At 73.5% G+C, this 19,008-nt stretch carries 13 protein-coding genes; 5 read left to right on the top strand and 8 right to left on the bottom strand.

The window, feature by feature from the left end; all coding sequences use genetic code 11:
- Nucleotides 1-6 precede the first annotated feature (6 nt).
- A complete protein-coding gene (locus ABZ939_RS03365; protein ID WP_361848528.1) occupies nt 7-765 on the bottom strand; it encodes an SDR family oxidoreductase in 759 nt (252 codons plus the stop codon).
- Nucleotides 766-882: 117 nt separating this feature from the next.
- Between ABZ939_RS03365 and ABZ939_RS03370 the strand changes: the two genes are divergently transcribed.
- From ABZ939_RS03370 to ABZ939_RS03385, 4 genes are all read left to right on the top strand, one after another.
- A complete protein-coding gene (locus ABZ939_RS03370) occupies nt 883-4,212 on the top strand; it encodes a BTAD domain-containing putative transcriptional regulator (RefSeq protein WP_361848531.1) in 3,330 nt (1,109 codons plus the stop codon).
- A gap of 156 nt (nt 4,213-4,368) precedes the next feature.
- Nucleotides 4,369-4,815, top strand: coding sequence for a GNAT family N-acetyltransferase (locus tag ABZ939_RS03375; RefSeq protein WP_361848534.1), 447 nt, complete (start codon nt 4,369-4,371; stop codon nt 4,813-4,815).
- Nucleotides 4,812-6,062 carry an MFS transporter gene (locus ABZ939_RS03380; protein WP_361848537.1) on the top strand — a complete coding sequence of 417 codons (1,251 nt, stop codon included), beginning with the start codon at nt 4,812-4,814 and terminating at the stop codon, nt 6,060-6,062. Before ABZ939_RS03375 ends, ABZ939_RS03380 begins: the two co-directional genes overlap by 4 nt.
- A gap of 124 nt (nt 6,063-6,186) precedes the next feature.
- Nucleotides 6,187-9,852: a S8 family serine peptidase gene (locus ABZ939_RS03385; RefSeq protein ID WP_361848540.1), complete on the top strand. Its 3,666-nt coding sequence runs from the start codon at nt 6,187-6,189 to the stop codon at nt 9,850-9,852.
- 74 nt (nt 9,853-9,926) lie between these two features.
- On the opposite strand, the gene ABZ939_RS03390 is transcribed toward ABZ939_RS03385, so the two are convergent.
- From ABZ939_RS03390 to ABZ939_RS03415, 6 genes are all read right to left on the bottom strand, one after another.
- Nucleotides 9,927-11,291, bottom strand: coding sequence for a carboxyl transferase domain-containing protein (locus ABZ939_RS03390; protein WP_361848543.1), 1,365 nt, complete (start codon nt 11,289-11,291; stop codon nt 9,927-9,929).
- Nucleotides 11,284-12,855 carry an acyl-CoA synthetase gene (locus tag ABZ939_RS03395; RefSeq protein WP_361848546.1) on the bottom strand — a complete coding sequence of 524 codons (1,572 nt, stop codon included), beginning with the start codon at nt 12,853-12,855 and terminating at the stop codon, nt 11,284-11,286. The genes ABZ939_RS03390 and ABZ939_RS03395 overlap by 8 nt, the downstream gene beginning before the upstream one ends.
- A gap of 50 nt (nt 12,856-12,905) precedes the next feature.
- Nucleotides 12,906-14,093: an MFS transporter gene (locus ABZ939_RS03400; protein ID WP_361849110.1), complete on the bottom strand. Its 1,188-nt coding sequence runs from the start codon at nt 14,091-14,093 to the stop codon at nt 12,906-12,908.
- Between the two features lie 105 nt (nt 14,094-14,198).
- Nucleotides 14,199-15,725 carry a GAF domain-containing protein gene (locus ABZ939_RS03405; RefSeq protein WP_361848549.1) on the bottom strand — a complete coding sequence of 509 codons (1,527 nt, stop codon included), beginning with the start codon at nt 15,723-15,725 and terminating at the stop codon, nt 14,199-14,201.
- A 36-nt stretch (nt 15,726-15,761) separates the two neighbouring features.
- Nucleotides 15,762-16,805: a rod shape-determining protein gene (locus ABZ939_RS03410; RefSeq protein ID WP_361848552.1), complete on the bottom strand. Its 1,044-nt coding sequence runs from the start codon at nt 16,803-16,805 to the stop codon at nt 15,762-15,764.
- A gap of 146 nt (nt 16,806-16,951) precedes the next feature.
- Entirely contained in the window at nt 16,952-17,518 is a 567-nt protein-coding gene (locus ABZ939_RS03415) for a hypothetical protein (RefSeq protein WP_361848555.1), read from the bottom strand.
- Nucleotides 17,519-17,640: 122 nt separating this feature from the next.
- On the opposite strand from ABZ939_RS03415, the gene ABZ939_RS03420 reads away from it, so the two are divergent.
- Nucleotides 17,641-18,456 (top strand): hypothetical protein, encoded by an 816-nt coding sequence (locus ABZ939_RS03420; protein WP_361848558.1) that lies wholly within the window; start codon nt 17,641-17,643, stop codon nt 18,454-18,456.
- A gap of 57 nt (nt 18,457-18,513) precedes the next feature.
- On the opposite strand, the gene ABZ939_RS03425 is transcribed toward ABZ939_RS03420, so the two are convergent.
- Nucleotides 18,514-18,948, bottom strand: a complete 435-nt coding sequence (locus ABZ939_RS03425; RefSeq protein ID WP_361848561.1) for a MarR family transcriptional regulator — start codon at nt 18,946-18,948, stop codon at nt 18,514-18,516.
- Nucleotides 18,949-19,008: the final 60 nt, after the last annotated feature.

The following is a 19,008-nucleotide window of genomic DNA, read 5'->3' on the forward strand; positions in this document are numbered from 1 at the left end:
CGGGAGTCAGAGTCCGAGGCCGGAGCCGCCGCTCGCGTCGATGTTCTGGCCGGTCACCCAACGGGCGTCGTCCGAGGCGAGGAAGCCGACCACGTCGGCCACGTCCCCCGGCTGACCGACCCGGCCGAAGACGGAGAAGCCGGCGGCGTGCGCCTTGGCGGCCGGGTCGGCCATCCACGGGTGGATGTCGGTCTCGATCGTGCCGGGGGAGACCGCGTTGACGGTGATGCCGCGGGCGCCGAGGGTCTGGGCGAGGGTCAGGGTCAGCACCTCGACCGCGCCCTTGGAGGCGGCGTACGAGGTCATACCGGGGAAGGCGACCTTCGTGACGCCGGAGGAGATGTTGATGATCCGGCCGCCGTCGCGCAGCCGGCCGAGGCCGTGCTTGACGATGAAGAACGGCGCCTTGGCGTTGACCGCGAAGACCCGGTCGTAGTCGGCCTCCTCGACCTCGTCGATCGTGCCGGGGCCGGCGATTCCGGCGTTGTTGACCAGGATGTCGACGCCGTCGGCGTGCTCGTCGTAGGTCTTCCAGAGCGCCTCGGCGTCCCCGGGCACGCCCAGTTCGGTGCGGATGGCGAAGGCGGAACCGCCGGCCTCCTCGATCGCGGCGACCGTCTCCTTCGCGGCGGCCTCGTTGTTCGCGTAGTGGACGGCGACGCGGGCGCCGTCGGCGGCCAGGCGCAGGGCGATCGCGCGGCCGATGCCGCGGCTGCCGCCGGTGACGAGTGCGGTCCTGCCGGTGAGGGTGGTGGAGCGGGCCATCGGAGTCTCCTCGGTGGTGGTGTGTCGTGCTGACGAGGAAGACTCTGCGTGCCGGAGGTTCGGGTTCGGTTCGGGTCTTGTTCGGGCCCGGTTCGGGCGGGGAGTTACGGTGAGCCCATGCGATTCGGGGTGCTGGGGGAGACGGCCGTCTGGACCGAGGACGGACGGCTCGTCCGGGTACCGGAGCTCAAGGTGCGCGCCCTGCTCGCCTCCCTGCTCGTCGACACGGCCCGGCCGGTCGCCACCCACCGTCTCGTCGACGACCTGTGGGGCGAGGAACCGCCAGGCAATCCGCTGCGCGCGCTTCAGGCGAAGGTCTCCCAGCTGCGGCGCGTCCTGGAGGAGGCCGAACCGGGCGGCCGTGATCTGCTGGCCTCCCGCGCTCCCGGCTATCAACTGGCGCTGCCCGAAGGCGCCTTGGACGCGGACCGGTTCGCCGAACTCGCCGCCCGCGCCCGTGCCGTACCCGACCCTGGGCGACGGGCCGTGCTGTTCGCCGAGGCCCTTGAGGTCTGGCGCGGGCCCGCGTTCGCGGACTTCGCGGACGAGCCGTTCACCCGGGCCGCCGTGAACCGCCTTGAGGAGGAGCGCCTCGTCGTCCACGAGGAGGCGGCCGAAGCGCGCCTCGCGGCCGGAGAACACGCGCTCCTGGTGGGGGAGTTGGCCGAGCTCGTCGAGCGGTACCCCCTGCGCGAGCGGCTGCGTGCCGTGCAACTGCGCGCGCTCTACCGCTCCGGCCGGCAGAGCGAGGCGCTGGCGGGGTACGAGGAGCTGCGCTTCCGCCTCGCGGAGGACCTGGGCCTAGACCCGAGCCCGGAACTGGTCGAGTTCCAGCGGGCGGTGCTCCGCCAGGATCCCGCGCTGGACGCGGTACGGGCCGAGGCGGCCGCCGAGGGCGCGGGCGGAGGCCGTCGGCCCGTCGAGGTCGCGGCCTCGACGCGCGAGGGCGCCGTACGGGATCCGGCCTCGCTCTCACCTGCGGGCTCGGCGACGGCCCAGGACGCCACGTACGGCGATACCCGCCGGGGTGAGGCGCACGGCAATCTGCCCGTGGCCATCAGCGAGCTCGTCGGGCGCGGGGCCGCCGTGGAGGAGATCCGGGAGCTGCTCGCCGGACGGCGGCTCGTCACGCTCACCGGGCCCGGTGGTGTCGGCAAGACGCGGTTGGCCGTGGAGGCCGCCGGGCAGGCGCGGGAGCTGTTCCCCGACGGGGTGTGGCTGGTCGAACTCGCCGGTGCGCGCGGCGAGCTGGCGGAGGTCGTCGCCGCGGCCATGGAGCTGCGCGACGACGGAGTGTGGGGCATACGACCCGAGGCGGGACGGACACCGAGCGGTGCGGAGCGCCTCGCCGCCGTCCTGAGGGGCAAGCGGATGCTGCTCGTCCTCGACAACTGCGAGCATGTGATCGACGAGGCGGCCGCGCTGACGGAGCTGCTGCTGCGCGCCGTTCCCGACCTGGTGGTGCTGACGACCAGCCAGGAGCCCCTGGCCCTGGCCGGGGAGACGCTGTGGGCGGTGCCGCCGCTCGATCTCGCCGGGGCGGTCGAGCTGTTCGTCGCGCGGGCGGCCGCCTCGGCGCCCGGCTTCGCACCGGACGAAGCCCAGACCGCCGCCGTGGAGGGCATCTGCCGTCGCCTCGACGGTGTGCCCCTCGCGCTGGAGCTGGCCGCCACTCGCGTGCGGGCGCTCGGCGTGCACCGGCTGCTCGAACGGCTCGACGACCGGTTCCGGCTGCTCAGCGCCGGACAGCGGGGCGCGCCGGCCCGGCAGCAGACGCTTCGGGCGGTCATCGACTGGAGCTGGGAGCTGCTGCCCGACCCCGAGCGCGCCGTCCTGCGGCGCCTCGCCGTGCATGCGGAAGGTTGCACTCCGGAGGCCGCGGAGGAGGTCTGCGCGGGCGGGGAGGTGGCACCCGAGGACGTACTCGACCTGCTCGTACGGCTGGTGGACCGCTCGCTCGTCGTCACCGTGGACGGCAAGGACGGGCCCCGCTACCGGCTGCTCGAATCCGTCGCGGCGTACTGCCTGGAGCGGATGCGGGAGGCGGACGAGACCAGGGCCGTACGAGAACGGCACCTCGCGTACTACACGCGCCTCGCCCGGACGGCCGAACCGGAACTGCGCGGGCACGGGCAGCGGGAGTGGCTGGCGCGCCTGGACGCCGAGAGCGCGAACCTGCGGGCCGCCCTGGAACGGGCGGTGCAGCAGGGCGCGGCGCGGGAAGCGCTGGGGCTCGTGGACGCGCTCGGCTGGTACTGGATCCGGGGCGGGCGGCTCGGCGAGGCGATCCGCTCGGTGACCGCGGCCCTCGGGACGGACGGCGGTGACGCCCGGCTGCGCGCCAGGGTCGAGGTCTGGCGGACCGGTCTGACGGTCATGAGCGGCGACGGGACCGACCGGCGGCAGCGGATCGAGAAGGCGCTCGCGGTGTACGACGCGGCGACGCCCGGTGGGGTGCCCACCCCTTGGCCGCGGTGGTTCCTGGCCCACGCGCTGTGCGGCACCGGAGGGCAGAGCGAGGGCGAGGAGCTCACCGGGGAGGCACTCGAAGGGTTCCGGGAACAGGGCGACCGGTGGGGTGAGGCCGCAGCGCTCGCGGACCGGTCCGTCCAGCGGCTCCTCAGAGGGGACCTGGCCGGCGCGGAGGCCGACGCCGCCTCGGGCGCCGAGCTGTTCGCGCGGCTCGGCGACGCGTGCGCGGCGCTCTGGTCCGTCTACCCGCTGGCCACGGTCGCGGAGATCCGCGGCGAGTACGAGCGGGCCGCCCGGCTCAGGCGCGCCGCCCTGGACGCGGCCCAGAGCTTCGGGCTGACCACCGACGTGCCCGATCTGCTGTCGGGCCTCGGCCGGACCGCGCTGCTCATGGGGGATCTGGCACAGGCCCGTGCGTACCACCGGGCGGGCCGGGAGAAGGCCGTCGAGGTCGGCTTCCGGGCGGGCGAGATCAACGCGGTCCTCGGCCTCGGTCTCGGCGCCCGCCGCGAGGGCCTCCTGGAGGAGGCCGAGGCGCACCTCCGGGAGGTCCTCGACTGGCACCGGCTGGTCGGGCTCGACGGAGCCAACGCGCTGATCCTCGCCGAGCTGGGATTCGTGGCCGAGCTGCGCGGCGACGCGGATGCGGCGCTGGCGCTGCAGGAGGAGGGGTACGCGACGGCGCTGACGACGGGGGATCCTCGGGCGGTGGCGCTGGCGCTGGAGGGTTTGGCCGGCGCGCATGCGCTTGCCGGGCGGGGCGAAGGTGCGGCCGTGCTGCTGGGCGCGGCGTCGGCCCTGCGGGCCTCGACGGGGGCGCCGTTGCCGGAGGCGGAGCGGGGGGATGTGGAGCGGGTTGCCGCCGCGGCCCGTGCCCTGTTGGGCGATGCCCCCTTCGAGGCGGCCCTGGCGCGAGGGGCCGGCCTGGCGGCAGAGGCGGCCGTGAGCGAGGCGCGCGGGGCACGGGTCCCGTAACGGCGCCGTTCTCGTGGGTTGTGCTCACCCGCCCCTCCCCCTGGGGCTTCGCCCCGGGGGGACCCCCACGCGGGACGATTGCCCACAACGGGGGTGGGCCGGTGCGGGGAGAAAATTGTAAGGACTCAATCCGTGTACCGCCCCTATACTCGATCCATGTCCTCCCTCACGCTCCGGCGGGCCACCGCCGACGACTCGCGGCGTCTGACTCAGCTCGTCCGGAAATCCGCCGCCTACCGTGGTGACTACGCCTCCATGGTCGACGGCTATGTCGTCGGAGGGACGTACATCGAGCACCACCCCGTCTTCGTCGCCGTCGACGAGCGGCAGCGTGTGCTCGGGTTCTACGCGCTGCTGCTCGACGAGGCCGAGCTCGACCTCGCCTTCGTCGCCGACGACGCCCAGGGGCGCGGCGTCGGGCGGCTGCTGATGGAGCACATGATCGGGCAGGCCCGCGCCGCCGGGCTCACGTCCATACGGGTGGTCGCGCATCCGCCCGCCGAGGACTTCTACCTCCGTACCGGAGCCCGCCGCATCGGCACCGTCCCGCCCGCCGGACGGATCCACTGGGCCAGGCCCGAGCTCCGGTTCGACGTCGCGTGAGCGCCACCGAACAGACGGAACGCCGCCGGGTCTTCGCGGACCTGACCCCGCTCCGGACCTCCGCGCACTACCGCCGACTGTGGTTCGGCAACACCGTCTCCTGGGTCGGCCAGGGCATGACCGCGCTCGCGGTCTCGCTCCAGGTGTACGAGATCACCCGCTCGCCGTTCTCCGTCGGCCTCGTGGGCCTCTTCTCCCTCGTCCCACTGATCGTCTTCGGTCTGTACGGCGGCGCGATCGCGGACACCGTCGACCGCCGCAAGCTCGGGCTCGCCAGCGCCACCGGCTCCGCCGTCCTGTCCGCCGCCCTCGCCGCGGCCGCGTTCGCCGGCTTCCACCGGGTCTGGTTCCTGTACGCGATCGTGGCCCTGCAGTCCGTCTGCGCCGCGCTCAACTCGCCCGCCCGGAGCTCGATGATCCCGCGCCTGCTGCCGCCCGAGCAGCTGCGCGCCGCCCATGCGCTCAACTCGATGACCACGACCTTCGGGACGCTCGTCGGCCCGAGCCTCGGCGGCCTCATCGTCGGCGTGGCCGGTTACCAGACCGCGTACCTCGTCGACGCCGTCGCCTTCTCCGCCGCGCTGTACGCGATGTGGCGGTTGCCCTCCATGCTCCCCGAGCGGGCCGGCGCCAAGAGGGCCTCCGTCCTCGACGGGCTGCGCTTCCTCGCCACCCGGCCCAACCTGCGCATGACGTTCTTCTCGGACTTCTGCGCGATGATCCTCGCCCACCCCCGCGCGCTGTTCCCCGTCGTCGCCGTCCTCTGGTACGACGGCGACGCCCGTACCACCGGACTGCTCGCCGCCGCCCCCGCCGCCGGAGCGCTCCTCGGCGGGGTGCTCAGCGGATGGCAGGGACGCATCCGGCACCACGGACAGGCGATCCTGCTCGCCGTCGCCTGCTGGGGCACCGCGATCGCCGTCTTCGGGCTCACCCGCAACCTCTGGCTCGGGCTGCTCCTGCTCGCTCTCGCCGGCTACTCCGACACCGTCTCCATGATCTTCCGCAACACGATGATGCAGGTCGCGGCCCCGGACGAGATGCGCGGCCGGCTCCAGGGCGTCTTCATCGTGGTCGTCGCGGGCGGACCGCGGCTCGGCGACTTCCTCGCCGGTTCGGTCGCCGATCTCACCTCCCCAGCCGTCGCCATCACCGGTGGCGGAATCGCCTGTGTGCTCGCGATCGGTGTCCTTGCCCTGTACGGGCGCGGCTTCCGCCGGTACGACGCCCTCAACCCCGCTGCCTGAACTGGCGGTTGCCCGCCACGGCACATAGCCGCCAGGCAGTTCTGTACTCAACTACCGCTGTGGAGAACAGACTCCTCGCGACACCCGGAACCACACCTTCCCCCGGGTGTCGAGGAGTGCGTCGATGAACAGACCTTCCGCAGGAGGAAGGGCCGGGCTGCTCGCCGCCGGCATCTCCCTGGTGCTGCTCACGGCAGGGCAGACCGCCGCTGCCGGAGGCACCACCGCCCCCGCCGTGCCCGACACCTTCAAGGGCACCGCGGCCCAGAGCAACACCGTCACCCTCATCACCGGTGACCGGGTCACCGTCACCGAACTGGGCGGCGGCAAGAAGACGGTCACCGTCGACCGGGCCGAGGGCGCGACCGGAGCCGTACGCAGCGAGATCTCCGACGGCCGGGTCACCGTCATCCCCGACGAGGCCCGTCCCTACCTGGACTCCGGAGCCCTCGACCGGCGGCTCTTCGACGTCAGCGGCCTCATCGAGCAGGGCGTCACCGACGAACTGCCGCTGATCGTCACGCACGGCAAGGGCACGCGCGCCGCCACGCCGCGCGGCACCGAGACCGTCCGCGCCCTGCCCAGCATCGGCGGCGCGGCGGTGGAGGCGACGGACCCGGCCGCGTTCTGGCGGACGTTCACCTCGCCCACCACCCGCTCCACGGGAGGCAAGGTCTGGCTGGACGGCCGGGTCGAGGCCACCATGGCCCAGTCCAACGCCCAGATCGGCACCCCGAAGGCGTGGGAGGCCGGGCTCACCGGCAAGGGCGTCAAGGTCGCCGTCCTGGACACCGGCGCCGACCTGGCCCACCCCGACCTCAAGGACCGGGTCGGCGAGTCCAAGTCCTTCATCGAGGGCCAGGAGGTCGCCGACCGGAACGGTCACGGAACCCACGTCGCCTCCACCGTCGGCGGCAGCGGCGCCGGTTCGCAGGGCCAGGAGAAGGGCGTCGCGCCCGGCGCGACCCTCGCCGTCGGCAAGGTCCTCAGCGACGAGGGCTTCGGCAGCGAGTCCGAGATCATCGCCGGCATGGAGTGGGCCGCCAAGGACATCGACGCGAAGATCGTCTCGATGAGCCTCGGCTCGCGCGAGGGCAGCGACGGCACCGACCCGATGGCCCAGGCCGTGAACAACCTCACCGCCGAGACCGGCGCGCTGTTCGTCATAGCCGCCGGCAACAGCGGTGCCCCCGGCTCCATCGGTTCGCCCGGCGCCGCCGACTCCGCGCTGACCATCGGCGCCGTCGACTCCGCCGACGAGGCCGCCTACTTCACCAGTCAGGGGCCGCGCTTCGGCGACCAGGCCCTCAAGCCCGACCTCTCCGCGCCCGGCGTCTCCATCCTCGCCGCCCGCTCCCAGCTCGTCACCGGCACCGGTCTCTACACCGCCATGAGTGGTACGTCGATGGCGACCCCGCACGTCGCCGGTGTCGCCGCCCTGCTGGCCGAGAAGCACCCCGACTGGACCGGCGCGCAGCTCAAGAACGCCCTGATGTCCTCGTCGAAGACGCTCTCCGCCGGCTCCTACGAACTCGGCGCCGGCCGGGTCGACGTGGCAGCGGCGATCAGCGCGAACGTCACCGCCACCGGCTCCGCCGACCTCGGCTACTTCTCCTGGCCGTACGAGGCGAACAAGCCGGTCACGAAGACCGTCACCTACACCAACCACTCCGACACCGCGGTGGAGTTGAACCTCGCCGTCGAGGGGATGCCCGCGGGCGTCGCGACCCTCGCCGACACCACCCTCACCGTCCCGGCCCACGGGACCGCGCAGACCACGGTCACCGGCGACGGCACGAAGGCCCCGGTCGGCAACGCCTCAGGCCGGATCGTCGCCTCCGCCTCCGGCGCCCCGGTCGCGCACACCGCGCTCGGCCTGGTGAAGGAGGAGGAGCGCTACGACCTCACCATCCACGTCAAGGACCGTGACGGCGCCCCGACCCCGGCCCACCTGGGCGTCCAGCGCCTCGCCGAGGGCTACGACCCGTTCCCGGCGACCGTCGGCGAGTCCGGCACCCTCGAACTGCGCCTGAAGCCCGGCACGTACACCGTCGACACCTTCCTCGACGTCCGTGGCTCCAAGGGCAAGGACTCCCTCGGCCTCGGCTTCCTCACGAACCCCGAGATCGTCCTCGACCGCGACCGCGAGATCACCCTCGACGGTCGGCAGCTGAAGGAGATCCGCGCCGAGGTCGAGAAGCGGACCGAGACCCGCCAGCTCCTGATGGAGTTCGACCGGGAGGCGAACGGTGCCCACTACGGCGGCGCCGTCCAGCTGCCGGTGAAGTACGACTCGATCTTCGCCGCGCCCACGACCGAGCCCGCCACCGGAACCTTCGAGTACCGCACGGTCTGGCGGCTCGGCGCACCGCGCCTGGAGGCGAGCACGGGCGACGCCCGGCTCTCCGACGTCGTCCAGCAGCCCGGCACGGCCACCCGCGAGGGCCGGTCACGGCTCGCGCTCGTCGACGCCGGCACCGGAACCGCCGCCGAGTACGCGGGCAAGGACGTGAAGGGCAAGGCCGTCCTGGTCCGCGCCGGGGCGCTGACGCCCGTCGAGATCGCGCAGACCGCCCAGGACGCGGGCGCCGCCCTCCTGTTCGTCACCGACGACGCTCCCGGCCGGCTGAACACCTGGTTCGGCACCGCCGACTACCAGGACCGGCCGCTGACCGTGGCCACCGTCAACGCCGCCGACGGCGCCCGGCTGGCCTCGGCCGCCGCGCGCGGCCAGCGCGTCGACCTGACCGGCACGCCCTACCCGCCGTACGTCTACGACCTCTCCGAGGGGCACCCGGGCGCGATCCCGTCCGACCTGGTCTTCCGGCCCGACGAGGACGAACTCGCCACCGTACGCTCCACGTTCCACATGCCCACCGGGCGCAAGGAGCTCGGCGGCGAGTTCCGCTACTCGATCACCGACACCTTCCCGATCGGCTTCGGCTTCAAGGAGTACATCGCCTTCCCGGTCGAGCGCACCGAGTACGTCTCCACCGGCCGCGGCCAGGGCTGGCACGAGTCGGTCGACCTCGGCGACTCCCTCGAACAGCGCGGCGGGGTCGTCTCCTACCGGGCGGACAGCACGACGCACCGCGAGTGGTTCAAGCCGGTCTGGCACCCGTGGCTCGGCACCGGGCTCGGCTGGGGCCAGCAGCGGTCCGGCAACCAGGCGCGCTTCAACACCCCCGGCTGGGGCGACTCCGGCCCCGACCACACCGGCTTCGGCAATGTGTGGGGCGACGACTCGATGAGCCAGTTCACCGAGGTGTGGGTGAACGGGACCCGCGTCGACCGCAAGATGAGCTCCGGTGCCTACGCCTGGAACGCCCCGGCGGCGGAGGCCGAGTTCAAGGTCGTCACCGACACCACGCTGGACCCGGCGCGCTGGCGGCTGTCGACCAAGGGCCACGCCGAGTGGACCTTCCGCTCCAAGGAGACCCCCTCCGACCGCTCCACCTTCCTCCCGCTGATCAACCTCGGCTTCGACGTGGACACCGACCTCAAGGGCGATGTCCGTGGCGGAAGCCGGCTGCCCGTCGGGATCTCGGCGGAGTACGTGAAGGGCGCCGCCGACACCGGCACGATCGGCGGCGGCTCCCTGGAGGTCTCGTACGACGACGGCGCGACCTGGCAGAAGGTCGCTCTCAAGAAGTCGTGGCGCGGAGCGGCCTGGACGGGTGAGCTGCAGGTGCCGGACGGCGCGCAGTACATCTCGTTCCGGGCGGGTGCGTCCGACGACCGCGGTGGCGCGGTCAAGCAGGAGATCATCCGGGCGGTGGGGGTGAAGTAGCCCCCGGTCCACCGGACATGACGGAGGCCCGGTGCGGCGTGGAGCCGTGCCGGGCCTCTCTGCGCGCGGGGCGGCTACGTCCCGCGCGTCACGATTCCCCGCACGATCCCCAGCTCCACCAGGTCCTGAGGCCGCAGCCGGAGCTGGTCGGCGGTGAGCGGGGCCTGCTCGGGCGTCCGCTTGAGGATCGCCGAGGCGAGCTCCGGGGCGATGACGGAGAAGTAACCGTCGGGCGTGGCCCAGGTGTTGTCCCGCGCGGCCAGCGCCAGGGCCCCGCCCGAACCGCCCTCGCCGACCAGGAGCGAGGTCACCGGGACCCGGGCCCCCGCGACCGCGACGAACGCGTCCGCGATCGCCGGGCCCGCCCCCGCCCGTTCGGCCTCGGCGTCGTTGGCGGCGCCGGGCGTGTCGATCAGCGTCAGCACGGGGATCCCGAGCCGGTCCGCGAGCCGCACGAGCCGGGCGACGGTCCGGAAGCCCGCCGGGCGGGTCGCCGAACCGTCCTGCGCCGCGTACGCGACCGTCCGCCCGTCATGGAACCCGAAGCCGCACTCCACCCCGGCGTCCACCCCGCCCGCCCGGTCTCCGCGGACGGTCGCCCGCGCGCTGAAGTAGGCGTCCAGGTAGGCCCCGGCGCGCGGGCGGTCGGCGGACCGTGCCCGTACGACGGCCTCCCAGCCGGTGCCGGGCGGGGTGGCTTCCGTGAGGGCGCGGGGCGGGGGAGCGGGAGCCGGAGTCTCCGCGGACGGGCCGCCCGGTGTGCCACCCGTCAGCAGCCGCAGCCACAGCGAGAGCGTCTCCCGCAGGTCCGCAGGGTCGACGACCGCGTCCACATGCCCGTTCTCCCACTGGTCTTCGGCCGTGTACGCGGACGGGTCGGCGTCCTGCGGCCTGACCCGCGAGCCGGCGAACGCCACCTGGGCGGAGGGGAGGGCGAGCACGACGTCCGCGCCCGCGCCGACCGTGGCCCAGCCGCCGCCGGTGGACGGGTCGCGCAGGACCGTGACATGGGGGACGCCGGCCCCGCGCAGCCGCACGGTCGCCACCGCCACGCGCTGGAGCTGGGCGAGGGCGATCATGCCCTCCTGCATCCGGCTGCCGCCCGTCGCCACGAGCGACACCAGCGGGATCCGGGACGCCTGGGCGGCGCGGTACGCCGCGACGAGCCGGTCCCCGGCCGACTCTCCGAGCGAGCCGCCGAGGAAGCCGAACTCGAAGGCGACCAGGACCACCCGGCGACCGCCGATCGTCGCCCTGCCGTGCAGGACGGACTCCTCCTCGCCGGTCTTCTCGGCGGCACGCGCGCGTGCGGCTCCGTACCCGGCCCAGCCGATCGGGCCGTCCGGGAGCACCGGCGTGTAGGGGGCCGGGGTCCGCAGCGGGGTGAAGTCGTCGGTGACCAGCGCGATGACCTCGCGGGCCGTGAGGCGCTCAGCCATCAAGGGCCTCCGGAAGGGCCTTCTTCAGGAGCTTGCCCATGTCGTTGCGGGGCAGCGCGCGCAGGAAGTGGACCGTGCGCGGACGCTTGTGCGGGGCGAGCAGACCGGTGACATGGTCGGCCAACTCCTCGGCGGTCGGCGGCTTCTCCGCGTCCGCCGGCACCACCCAGGCCACGATCCGCTCCCCGAGGTCGGGGTCCGGCTCACCGGTCACCGCGGCCTCCCGTATCGCCGGATGGTCCAGGAGCGCGTTCTCTATCTCACCGGCGCCGATCTTGTAACCGCCGCTCTTGATCAGGTCCGTGGCCTTGCGGCCCACGATCCGTACGTACCCGTCGGGTTCGCGGACCGCCATGTCCCCGGTGCGGAACCAGTCCCCGTCGAACGCGGCCGCCGTCGCGTCCGGCCGGTTCAGATACGCGGTGAACAGATTCGGGCCCCTGACCTGGATCTCGCCGACGGTCTCGCCGTCGTACGCTTCGATCTCCGTGCCGTCCTCCTCCACCAGGCGCAGCTCCACACCGTGCAGAGGGAGACCGACGGACCCGGGCCGGGGCCCGGAGCCCACGGGGACGGACGTGTTCATCAGGGTCTCGGTCATGCCGTACCGCTCGATCACGGTCCGGCCGGTGGCCGCCGTGATCCGCTCGTGGTCGTGCACGGGCAGCGCGGCCGAGCCGGAGACGAGCAGCCGAGCCTCGGCCAACGCCCGTACCAGCGCCGGGTCGTCGTCCAGGGCGTCCGCGAGCCGGTGGTACATCGTCGGTACGCCGAACAGCATCGTGCCGCCGCCCGCCCCGAGTTCCCGGGCCACGCCCGCCACCGAGAACGCGCCGAGGTGCCGGACCGATCCACCGCGCCGCAGCGGGCCGAGGACGCCCAGGACGAGTCCGTGGACGTGGAAGAGCGGCAGCGCGTGGACGAGGACGTCGTCGGCGGTCCACGCCCAGGCGCCCTCCAGGGCGTCGAGGGACGCGGCGACCGCCCGGCGGGAGAGGACGACCCCCTTCGGCGGCCCGGTGGTGCCGGAGGTGTAGACGATCAGGGCGGGCGACTCGGCGCCCACCGGCTCGGAGCCCAGCGACTGGGAGCCCACCGGCTCGGAGCCCAGCGACTGGGAGTCCACGGGCTCTGTGCCCACGGGCTCTGTGCCCACGGGCTCTGCGCCCACCGGCTCGGCGTCCGCCGGCTCCGCGACTGCCGGGCCGCGTCCCCACACGTCCACGTCGATGCGCCGCAGGCCCGCCAGCCCCGCCGGCAGTTCGTCCTCCGGGCCCGCGAGGACCGCGCCCGGCGCGCTGTCACCGATGATGTGCGCCAGCTCCCGCTCCCCGGTGCGCGGGTTGAGCGGGATCGCCGGTACGCCGGCCAGCAGCGCGGCCACCACGGCGACCGCGGTCCGCTCGGTGGGGGTGGCCCAGACGGCCACCCGGCCCACGTCCTTGATCCGCGCGGCCTGCGCGCTCGCGGCGGCGGCCAGTTCGCCGTACGTCAGGGCGTCCGCGCCGAAGCGCAGTGCGGGCCGGTCCGAGCCGGCCACCAGGGCCGGGAAGAGCGCGCTCAACGGTCGTCCTCCTCGCGTAGCGGGATGCCGAGAGGCATTCTTCCCGCCCGTCAGGTGCGGCGCGCTGCGACCTTGCTCACCTCCGGGGCCGCGCCGCCCTCGTCCGTGGGCCGGATCGTCCGCATCCGCCCGTAGGCGTACGCGCAGCCCGCGAGCGCCAGGTCGGACAGGAGCATGAAGCCGATCGAATACGAGTCCTTGGCGCTGTAGATCGCGCCCATCACCAGCGGCGGCACGAAGCCGCCGAGCCCGCCCATCGCGCCGACGATGCCGGTGACACTGCCGACCTGCGGCTGCGGGGTGACCTGGGAGACCAGGGCGAAGACCGAGCCGCTCGCCGTGCCGAGTCCGGCGGCCATGCAGAGCAGGGCGATCGTGCCACCCGGGTTCAGGGGCGGGTCGAAGGCCTGGACGATGGCGAGGACAGCGGCGAATCCGAGCGCGCCGGCGGTGACCAGTGCCGGGTGGATCCGGTCCGAGAGCCAGCCGCCGATCGGGCGGAAGGCGACCGTGACGAGAGCGAAACCGGCGGCCTTGGTGCCGGCGTCGGTCGGGTCGAGCTCGTACCAGGTCTTCAGATACGTCGGCAGGTACACCCCGAACGCGACGATGCCGCCGAAGCCGATCGCGTACAGCGCCGACAGCTCCCAGGTCACCCGCAGCCGGCCCGCCCTGCCCAGCCGGGTCGCGAGGGAGGCCGTGGGGACCGGCCGGTCGGGGCGGTCGGTGATCAGGAACACGGCGAGGACGGCGTACGCGGCGAGGGCGATGGCGACGACGGCGAACGGCAGGTTCTCGCCGTGCTTGGCGATGCGCGGTGTGAAGTAGCCGGAGAGCGCCACACCGCCCATGCCCATGCCGAAGACACCGAGCGCCAGGCCCCGTTTGGCCGGTGGGAACCAGGAGTTGACCAGGGGGATGCCGATGGCGAAGGTCGTGCCGCCGAGGCCGAGGAGGAAACCGACGGCGAGCATCGCGCCGTACGAGTTCTTCGCCGGGATCAGCAGCAGGACGGGCACGATCGTGAGGGCCGACACCAGCGGGAACATCACCTTGGCGCCGTAGCGGTCGGTGAGCGCGCCGGCCGGGATCCGGCCCAGCGAGCCCACCAGGACCGGGACGGCGACGAGCAGCGACTGTTCGAAGGAGCTGAGGTTCAGCCGGTCTCCGTAGTCACCTGCCAGCGGCGCGATCAGATTCCACGCCCAGAAGGTGAGCGTGAACCCGATCGTGGCCATGACCAGGTTCCGGTAGGCGGCGCCGGAAGGCTTCTCGAGGGTGTCCACTTGATCAGTCAAGGTCGCGACGCCAAGCGGGGCGCGCCGGATTGGGCCGTACAGGGGCTACGGCCAGTTCACCGTCGTGGGCGGCTCGCCGTCGTCCGACACCACCAGATGCGGGCCCTCCGGGGTGGCCGCCACCTCGACCGTGATCGCGGAGACGCCCGCCCGGCGGTGGGCCGCCGCCAGCGCACCGCGCAGCACGGCGATGAGCCGCTCGGCGTCTGCGTCGGCGATCAGGGTGTCGACCGCGCCCGAGAAGTGCACCGAGGGCTGGAAGCCCAGCAGGACCGCCGCGCCGCCCGTCTCGCGCAGCACGCGCCCCCGGAAGGTCGTCGGCGCGTCGGCGGGCGGCTGCTGAAGCGCGAAGATGGTCGTCCGTACCTCCTGGATGGTGGAGTCCAGCTCGTCCACCGCCCGCCCGAGCAGTGCGTTCTCGTCGGTCGACTCCGCGGCCCGCCGCCGGGTCGACTCCAGCATCATCTCGGTGGCGAACAGCCGCTGGACGACCAGGTCGTGCAGGTCGCGGGCGATCCGGTCGCGGTCCTCGTACACCGCCAGCTGCTCCCGGTCGTGCTGCGCGTCCGCCAGGACCAGGGCCAGCGCGGCCTGGGAGGCGAACTGCGAGGCGAGGAGGCGGTCCACCGCCGTGTACGGCCGGCCGCCGCGCCGCCGGGGGAGAGCGAGGGTGCCGATCAGCCGGCCGCCGCTCTGCAGCGGCAGCATCATCGAGGGCCCGAACCGCGAGCGTACGTGGGTGGTCATCCGGGGATCGGTGGCGGAGTCCTCGACGAACACGGGCTCACCGCCGAGCAGTTGCTCGAGGACCGGGGATCCCGGCGCGATCGTCGTACCGACCAGATCACCCGGATCGTCGACCGTCGAGGCGGCCACGATCTCCATCCCGCCCTCCTGGGTGGGCTGCAGGACGACCCCGGCCGAGGCGTCCGCGAGCAGCCGCGCCCGCTCGGCGACCGTCATCAGCGCGTCCGCCGCCGGTTCCCCGGTGAGCAGGGCCGTCGTCACCGCCGCCGCGCCCTCGATCCAGCGCTCGCGCTGCCGGGCGGTCTCGTACAACCGGGCGTTGCCGATGGCGATCCCGGCCTGCGAGGCGAGGACCCGCAGAAGGGCGAGGTCGTCGTCGGTGAACGGCCCCCCGCGCTTCTCGGTGAGATAGAGGTTGCCGAACACCTCGGTGTGGACGCGGATCGGGACCCCGAGGAAGGAACGCATCGTGGGATGGCCCTCCGGGACCCCGCTCGAGCGCGGATCGGCCGTCAGGTCGTCGAGCCGCAGCGGCTGCGGGTCCTGGACCAGGACGCCGATGAGCCCGGTGTGTCCGTCGGGGAGCCTGGGGATGCGCTGCCGTTCGGCCTCCGTCATCCCGGCCGTGAACAGCTCGGTGAGCCGGTGGCGCTCGGGGTCGACGACCCCGAGCGCTCCGTAGCGCGCGCCGGTCAGTTCGGCCGCGGAGTCCACGATGTGCTGGAGCGTGGTCCGCAGTTCGAGATCGGTTCCGACACTCAGGACCGCTTCCAGCAGCATCGGCAGACGGGGTGTCGGTTCGTCGGCCGGGTCCATGAGCGACATGGGATCATTGTCGTACAAATGGGAGGGATGCGGAGATCACTCCGCCTCGGACAGCGGGTCGAGGACCATCGGCTGGATCTTGCCCTCCAGCATCTGGCCGAGCCCGAGGATCGCGCACACGTCCGGCCGCTCGGCGATGTGCACCGGCATCCCGGTCGCCTCGCGGAGCATCTGGTCGAGGCCGGGGAGCAGGGCGCTGCCGCCGACCATCATGATGCCGCGCTCGGCGAGGTCGGCCACGAGGTCGGGCGGGCAGTCCCGCAGGATCTTGCCGATGCCGTCGAGCACGGCGGTCAGCGGGGTGTGGATCGCCTCGCGTACGGCGGCGGTGTCGACGGTCACCGAACGGGCGAGGCCCGTGGCCACGTCGCGGCCGTGGATCTCGGTGGAGGTCGGACCCTGGAGGGTCAGACCGTTGCCACTGAGGGCGAGTTGCAGCGGGCGGACGGACTGGCTGGGCAGCATCAGCTCGTGCTGGTGGCGCAGGTGCTGGATGACCGCGTGGTCGATCGCGTCGCCGCCCACCGGGATCCGCTCGGCGGTGACGATGGAACCCAGTGAGAGCACGGCGACCTGGGTGGTCGCCGCACCGCAGACCATGATCATGGTCGCGGTGGGCTGCTCGACGGGGAGTCCGCAGCCCACGGCCGCCGCGATCAGGGTGTCGACCAGCTCGACCCGCCGGGCGCCGAGCCCGACGAGGGTCTCCACGGCGGCCCGCTGGGCGAGCGGGTCACTGTCGTGCGGGGTGCAGGCGGCGGCGCGCAGCCGCGGCTTGCGGCGCAGCTGGCGGCGGAGCTTCTCGCCGAGGAGGTGGCGGAGCATCCGCTGCGCCATCTCGATGTCGACGACGGTGCCGCCGGAGACGGGGCGGACGACGCGGATGTAGTCGGGTGTGCGGCCGGTCATCTTCTCGGCCAGGGCGCCGACGGCGATCAGCGCGCCGGTGCGGGTGTTCACGGCGGCGACGCTCGGCTCGTCGACGACGAGTCCGGCGCCCTTGACGAAGACCCGGGTGCGGGCGGCCCCCAGGTCGACGGCGACATGGCAACGGCGCAGCTGCTCAAGGCTGACGGTCACGGCAGATCCTCCGGAGTGCGGTGCTGGCACGGAGCGAGGTGGTACGCCGTTTTGCTTCGGCGTTCTGTTCGCATCGTGCGACCGGCTCCGGCGCGGCGCGCGCTGGGCTGCGCCGCCCGGGGGTGCGGGAATCGCCTGACGTCGGGTCAGATCAGGCGTTGCAGCAGGCCCCAGGTGAACTCGGCGGCGCGCGGGGTTCCGTCCGGGAGGGTGAAGTCCAGGCGCAGCCGGGTGGGTGCGCTGCCGTCCCGGGCCCGGGCCGGCGGGAAGGCGTTGCCGACCTCGGCGATGGTGCAGCTCCAGGGCCGCAGATCGGCCTCGGTGCGCAGGTCGGGCACGGGGGAGCCGGGCGCGCGGACGAGACCGCTGCCCCAGACCGCCGCCCCGCCGCGGCCGCCGGGCGCTCCCACGATCACCTGCCAGCGCAGCGCGGGCCAGAGCGGCAGCTCCCACTCCAGGAGCTCGGCGCCGAGGTCGGGGACCGCGCGGCGGGCCACGGGCTCACCCAGGGCGGAGCGGTAGCGGGACAGTTCCCCGGGGCCCCGGCGGGCATGCGACCAGGCCTGCCAGCGGCGGTTCGCCTCGCGCGACTCGGACCGCGTCGCCCCCAGCCGCCGTAGCGCGTCCTCGACCAGGTCCGGTTGGTGGTCGGCCATGCGGCGCAGCAGGACGAGCTGGAACTCACGTGTCCCGAAAGGCTCGGACGGTGTCATGAGCCCATCCTGCCCGAAGCGGGAGAATCACGACGACACGCCGCCGACCTGGGGTTTCCTCACAGGATCCTCACGTTCCCGCCTACCTCCGGTGTCCTGTCGACACATACTCTGCGGCAGCCATGGACTACTGCCACCAGTGCCGACGGCACCTCAACGGCGCTCTTGCCTGTGCCGGATGCGGGACCCCCGTCGAGGAGCTGCGGTACGAGACCCACCAGCCGCCCGCGCGCGCCGTCACGGCCGAGCATGTCCAGTACACCGAGTACGTCGAGCGCGGTGAGCGCGCCGCGCGCGATGAGCACGTCGAGCATGTCTACGAACTGGACCCGCTGGAGCCGCCGCGCGCGGCGGCTCCTGGCGGTCGTGCCGCGCGCCGTGGCGCGGCGCCGGGGCGGGCCGGTGCCCGCCGCAGTCGGCGGGCGCGCAGCCGCAAGGGGCGCAACGTCCTGGTGGGGACGCTCGGTCTGGTGCTCGCGGCAGGTGCCCTGAGCCTGGCGAAGCTGGCCATGGAGCCTCCGGACGAGGGCGGCGCCGCCACCGCCGTACAGGAGGAAGAGGTCGTCGAGACCTCGCTGCCGCCGCTGCCCACGGAGAGCGCCACGCCGCCGGACGGGCCGACCCCGGCCAAGGTGACGAGGTCCGCCTCTCCCAAGGACTCGGACGCGCCCGCGCCGGGCCATACGGGCATACCGGGCCAGGGATCCGGCGGATCCGGGGGCGGGAACGGCTCCGGGAGCGGTGGCGGTCAAGGGGGCCCGTCGAGTGCCCCGCCGAGCGGTTCGCCGTCCGCGTCGGCCTCGCAGTCCGGTCCCACGCCGACCGCCACGGGCAGCGGCAGCCCGACGGCGTCGGCCCCGGGTGACGCGCCGGCGCCGACCACTCCGGCACCCACGCCGAGCCCCACCAAGGAGTGCTGGCTCTTCATCTGCTGGTAGGGCCCGTCGGCGGCCGACGTAGTCGTCGTCTGCGGGCAGAGCCCGTCGAGGCGGGCGTTACGACACGTCCTCCCCCAGCATCCGCTTCAGCAGATCCCGCAGCAGCGAGCGCTCCACGTCCGTGAGCTGCCCGAGCGGCTCGCGCGCGAAGTCCAGCGAGTCGCGGAGCCGGCGGGCGGTGTCCAGGCCCTCCGGGGTGGGTGCGGCCAGCTTGACGCGCCGGTCCGCCGGGTCGGGGCGGCGCTCCACCAGGCCGCGCGATTCGAGCCGGTCGACGATCCCGGTGACGTTCGACGGCTCGCACTGCAGCTTCTGGGCGATCTTCCGCATCGGGACCGGCTCCAGGGAGAGGAGTCCGAGGACCCGGGCCTGGGCACCGGTGAGCGTGTGCTCCGCGGCCGCCTGCTCGTACTCCTGGTGGTACCGCGCCACGACCGTGCCGATCAGCTCGACGACTTCGAGGGTCAGGGGGTCTGTGTGTGAGGTGGCCATGTGCTTCATCGTACCCAGATACTTGACAACCTGAAATATCCAGGCGCATGGTTGTTTCAG

The organism is Streptomyces sp. NPDC046712, from assembly GCF_040645695.1.
Lineage (GTDB): Bacteria > Actinomycetota > Actinomycetes > Streptomycetales > Streptomycetaceae > Streptomyces.

Bases quoted from the DNA above. Each gene is read 5' to 3' on its own strand.
- ABZ939_RS03375 (WP_361848534.1), top strand. From the start codon at position 4,369: ATGTCCTCCCTCACGCTCCGGCGGGCCACCGCCGACGACTCGCGGCGT.
- ABZ939_RS03400 (WP_361849110.1), bottom strand. From the start codon at position 14,093: ATGGCCACGATCGGGTTCACGCTCACCTTCTGGGCGTGGAATCTGATC.
- ABZ939_RS03370 (WP_361848531.1), top strand. From the start codon at position 883: ATGCGATTCGGGGTGCTGGGGGAGACGGCCGTCTGGACCGAGGACGGA.
- ABZ939_RS03365 (WP_361848528.1), bottom strand. From the start codon at position 765: ATGGCCCGCTCCACCACCCTCACCGGCAGGACCGCACTCGTCACCGGC.
- ABZ939_RS03420 (WP_361848558.1), top strand. From the start codon at position 17,641: ATGGACTACTGCCACCAGTGCCGACGGCACCTCAACGGCGCTCTTGCC.
- ABZ939_RS03425 (WP_361848561.1), bottom strand. From the start codon at position 18,948: ATGGCCACCTCACACACAGACCCCCTGACCCTCGAAGTCGTCGAGCTG.
- ABZ939_RS03405 (WP_361848549.1), bottom strand. From the start codon at position 15,725: ATGTCGCTCATGGACCCGGCCGACGAACCGACACCCCGTCTGCCGATG.
- ABZ939_RS03385 (WP_361848540.1), top strand. From the start codon at position 6,187: ATGAACAGACCTTCCGCAGGAGGAAGGGCCGGGCTGCTCGCCGCCGGC.
- ABZ939_RS03390 (WP_361848543.1), bottom strand. From the start codon at position 11,291: ATGGCTGAGCGCCTCACGGCCCGCGAGGTCATCGCGCTGGTCACCGAC.
- ABZ939_RS03415 (WP_361848555.1), bottom strand. From the start codon at position 17,518: ATGACACCGTCCGAGCCTTTCGGGACACGTGAGTTCCAGCTCGTCCTG.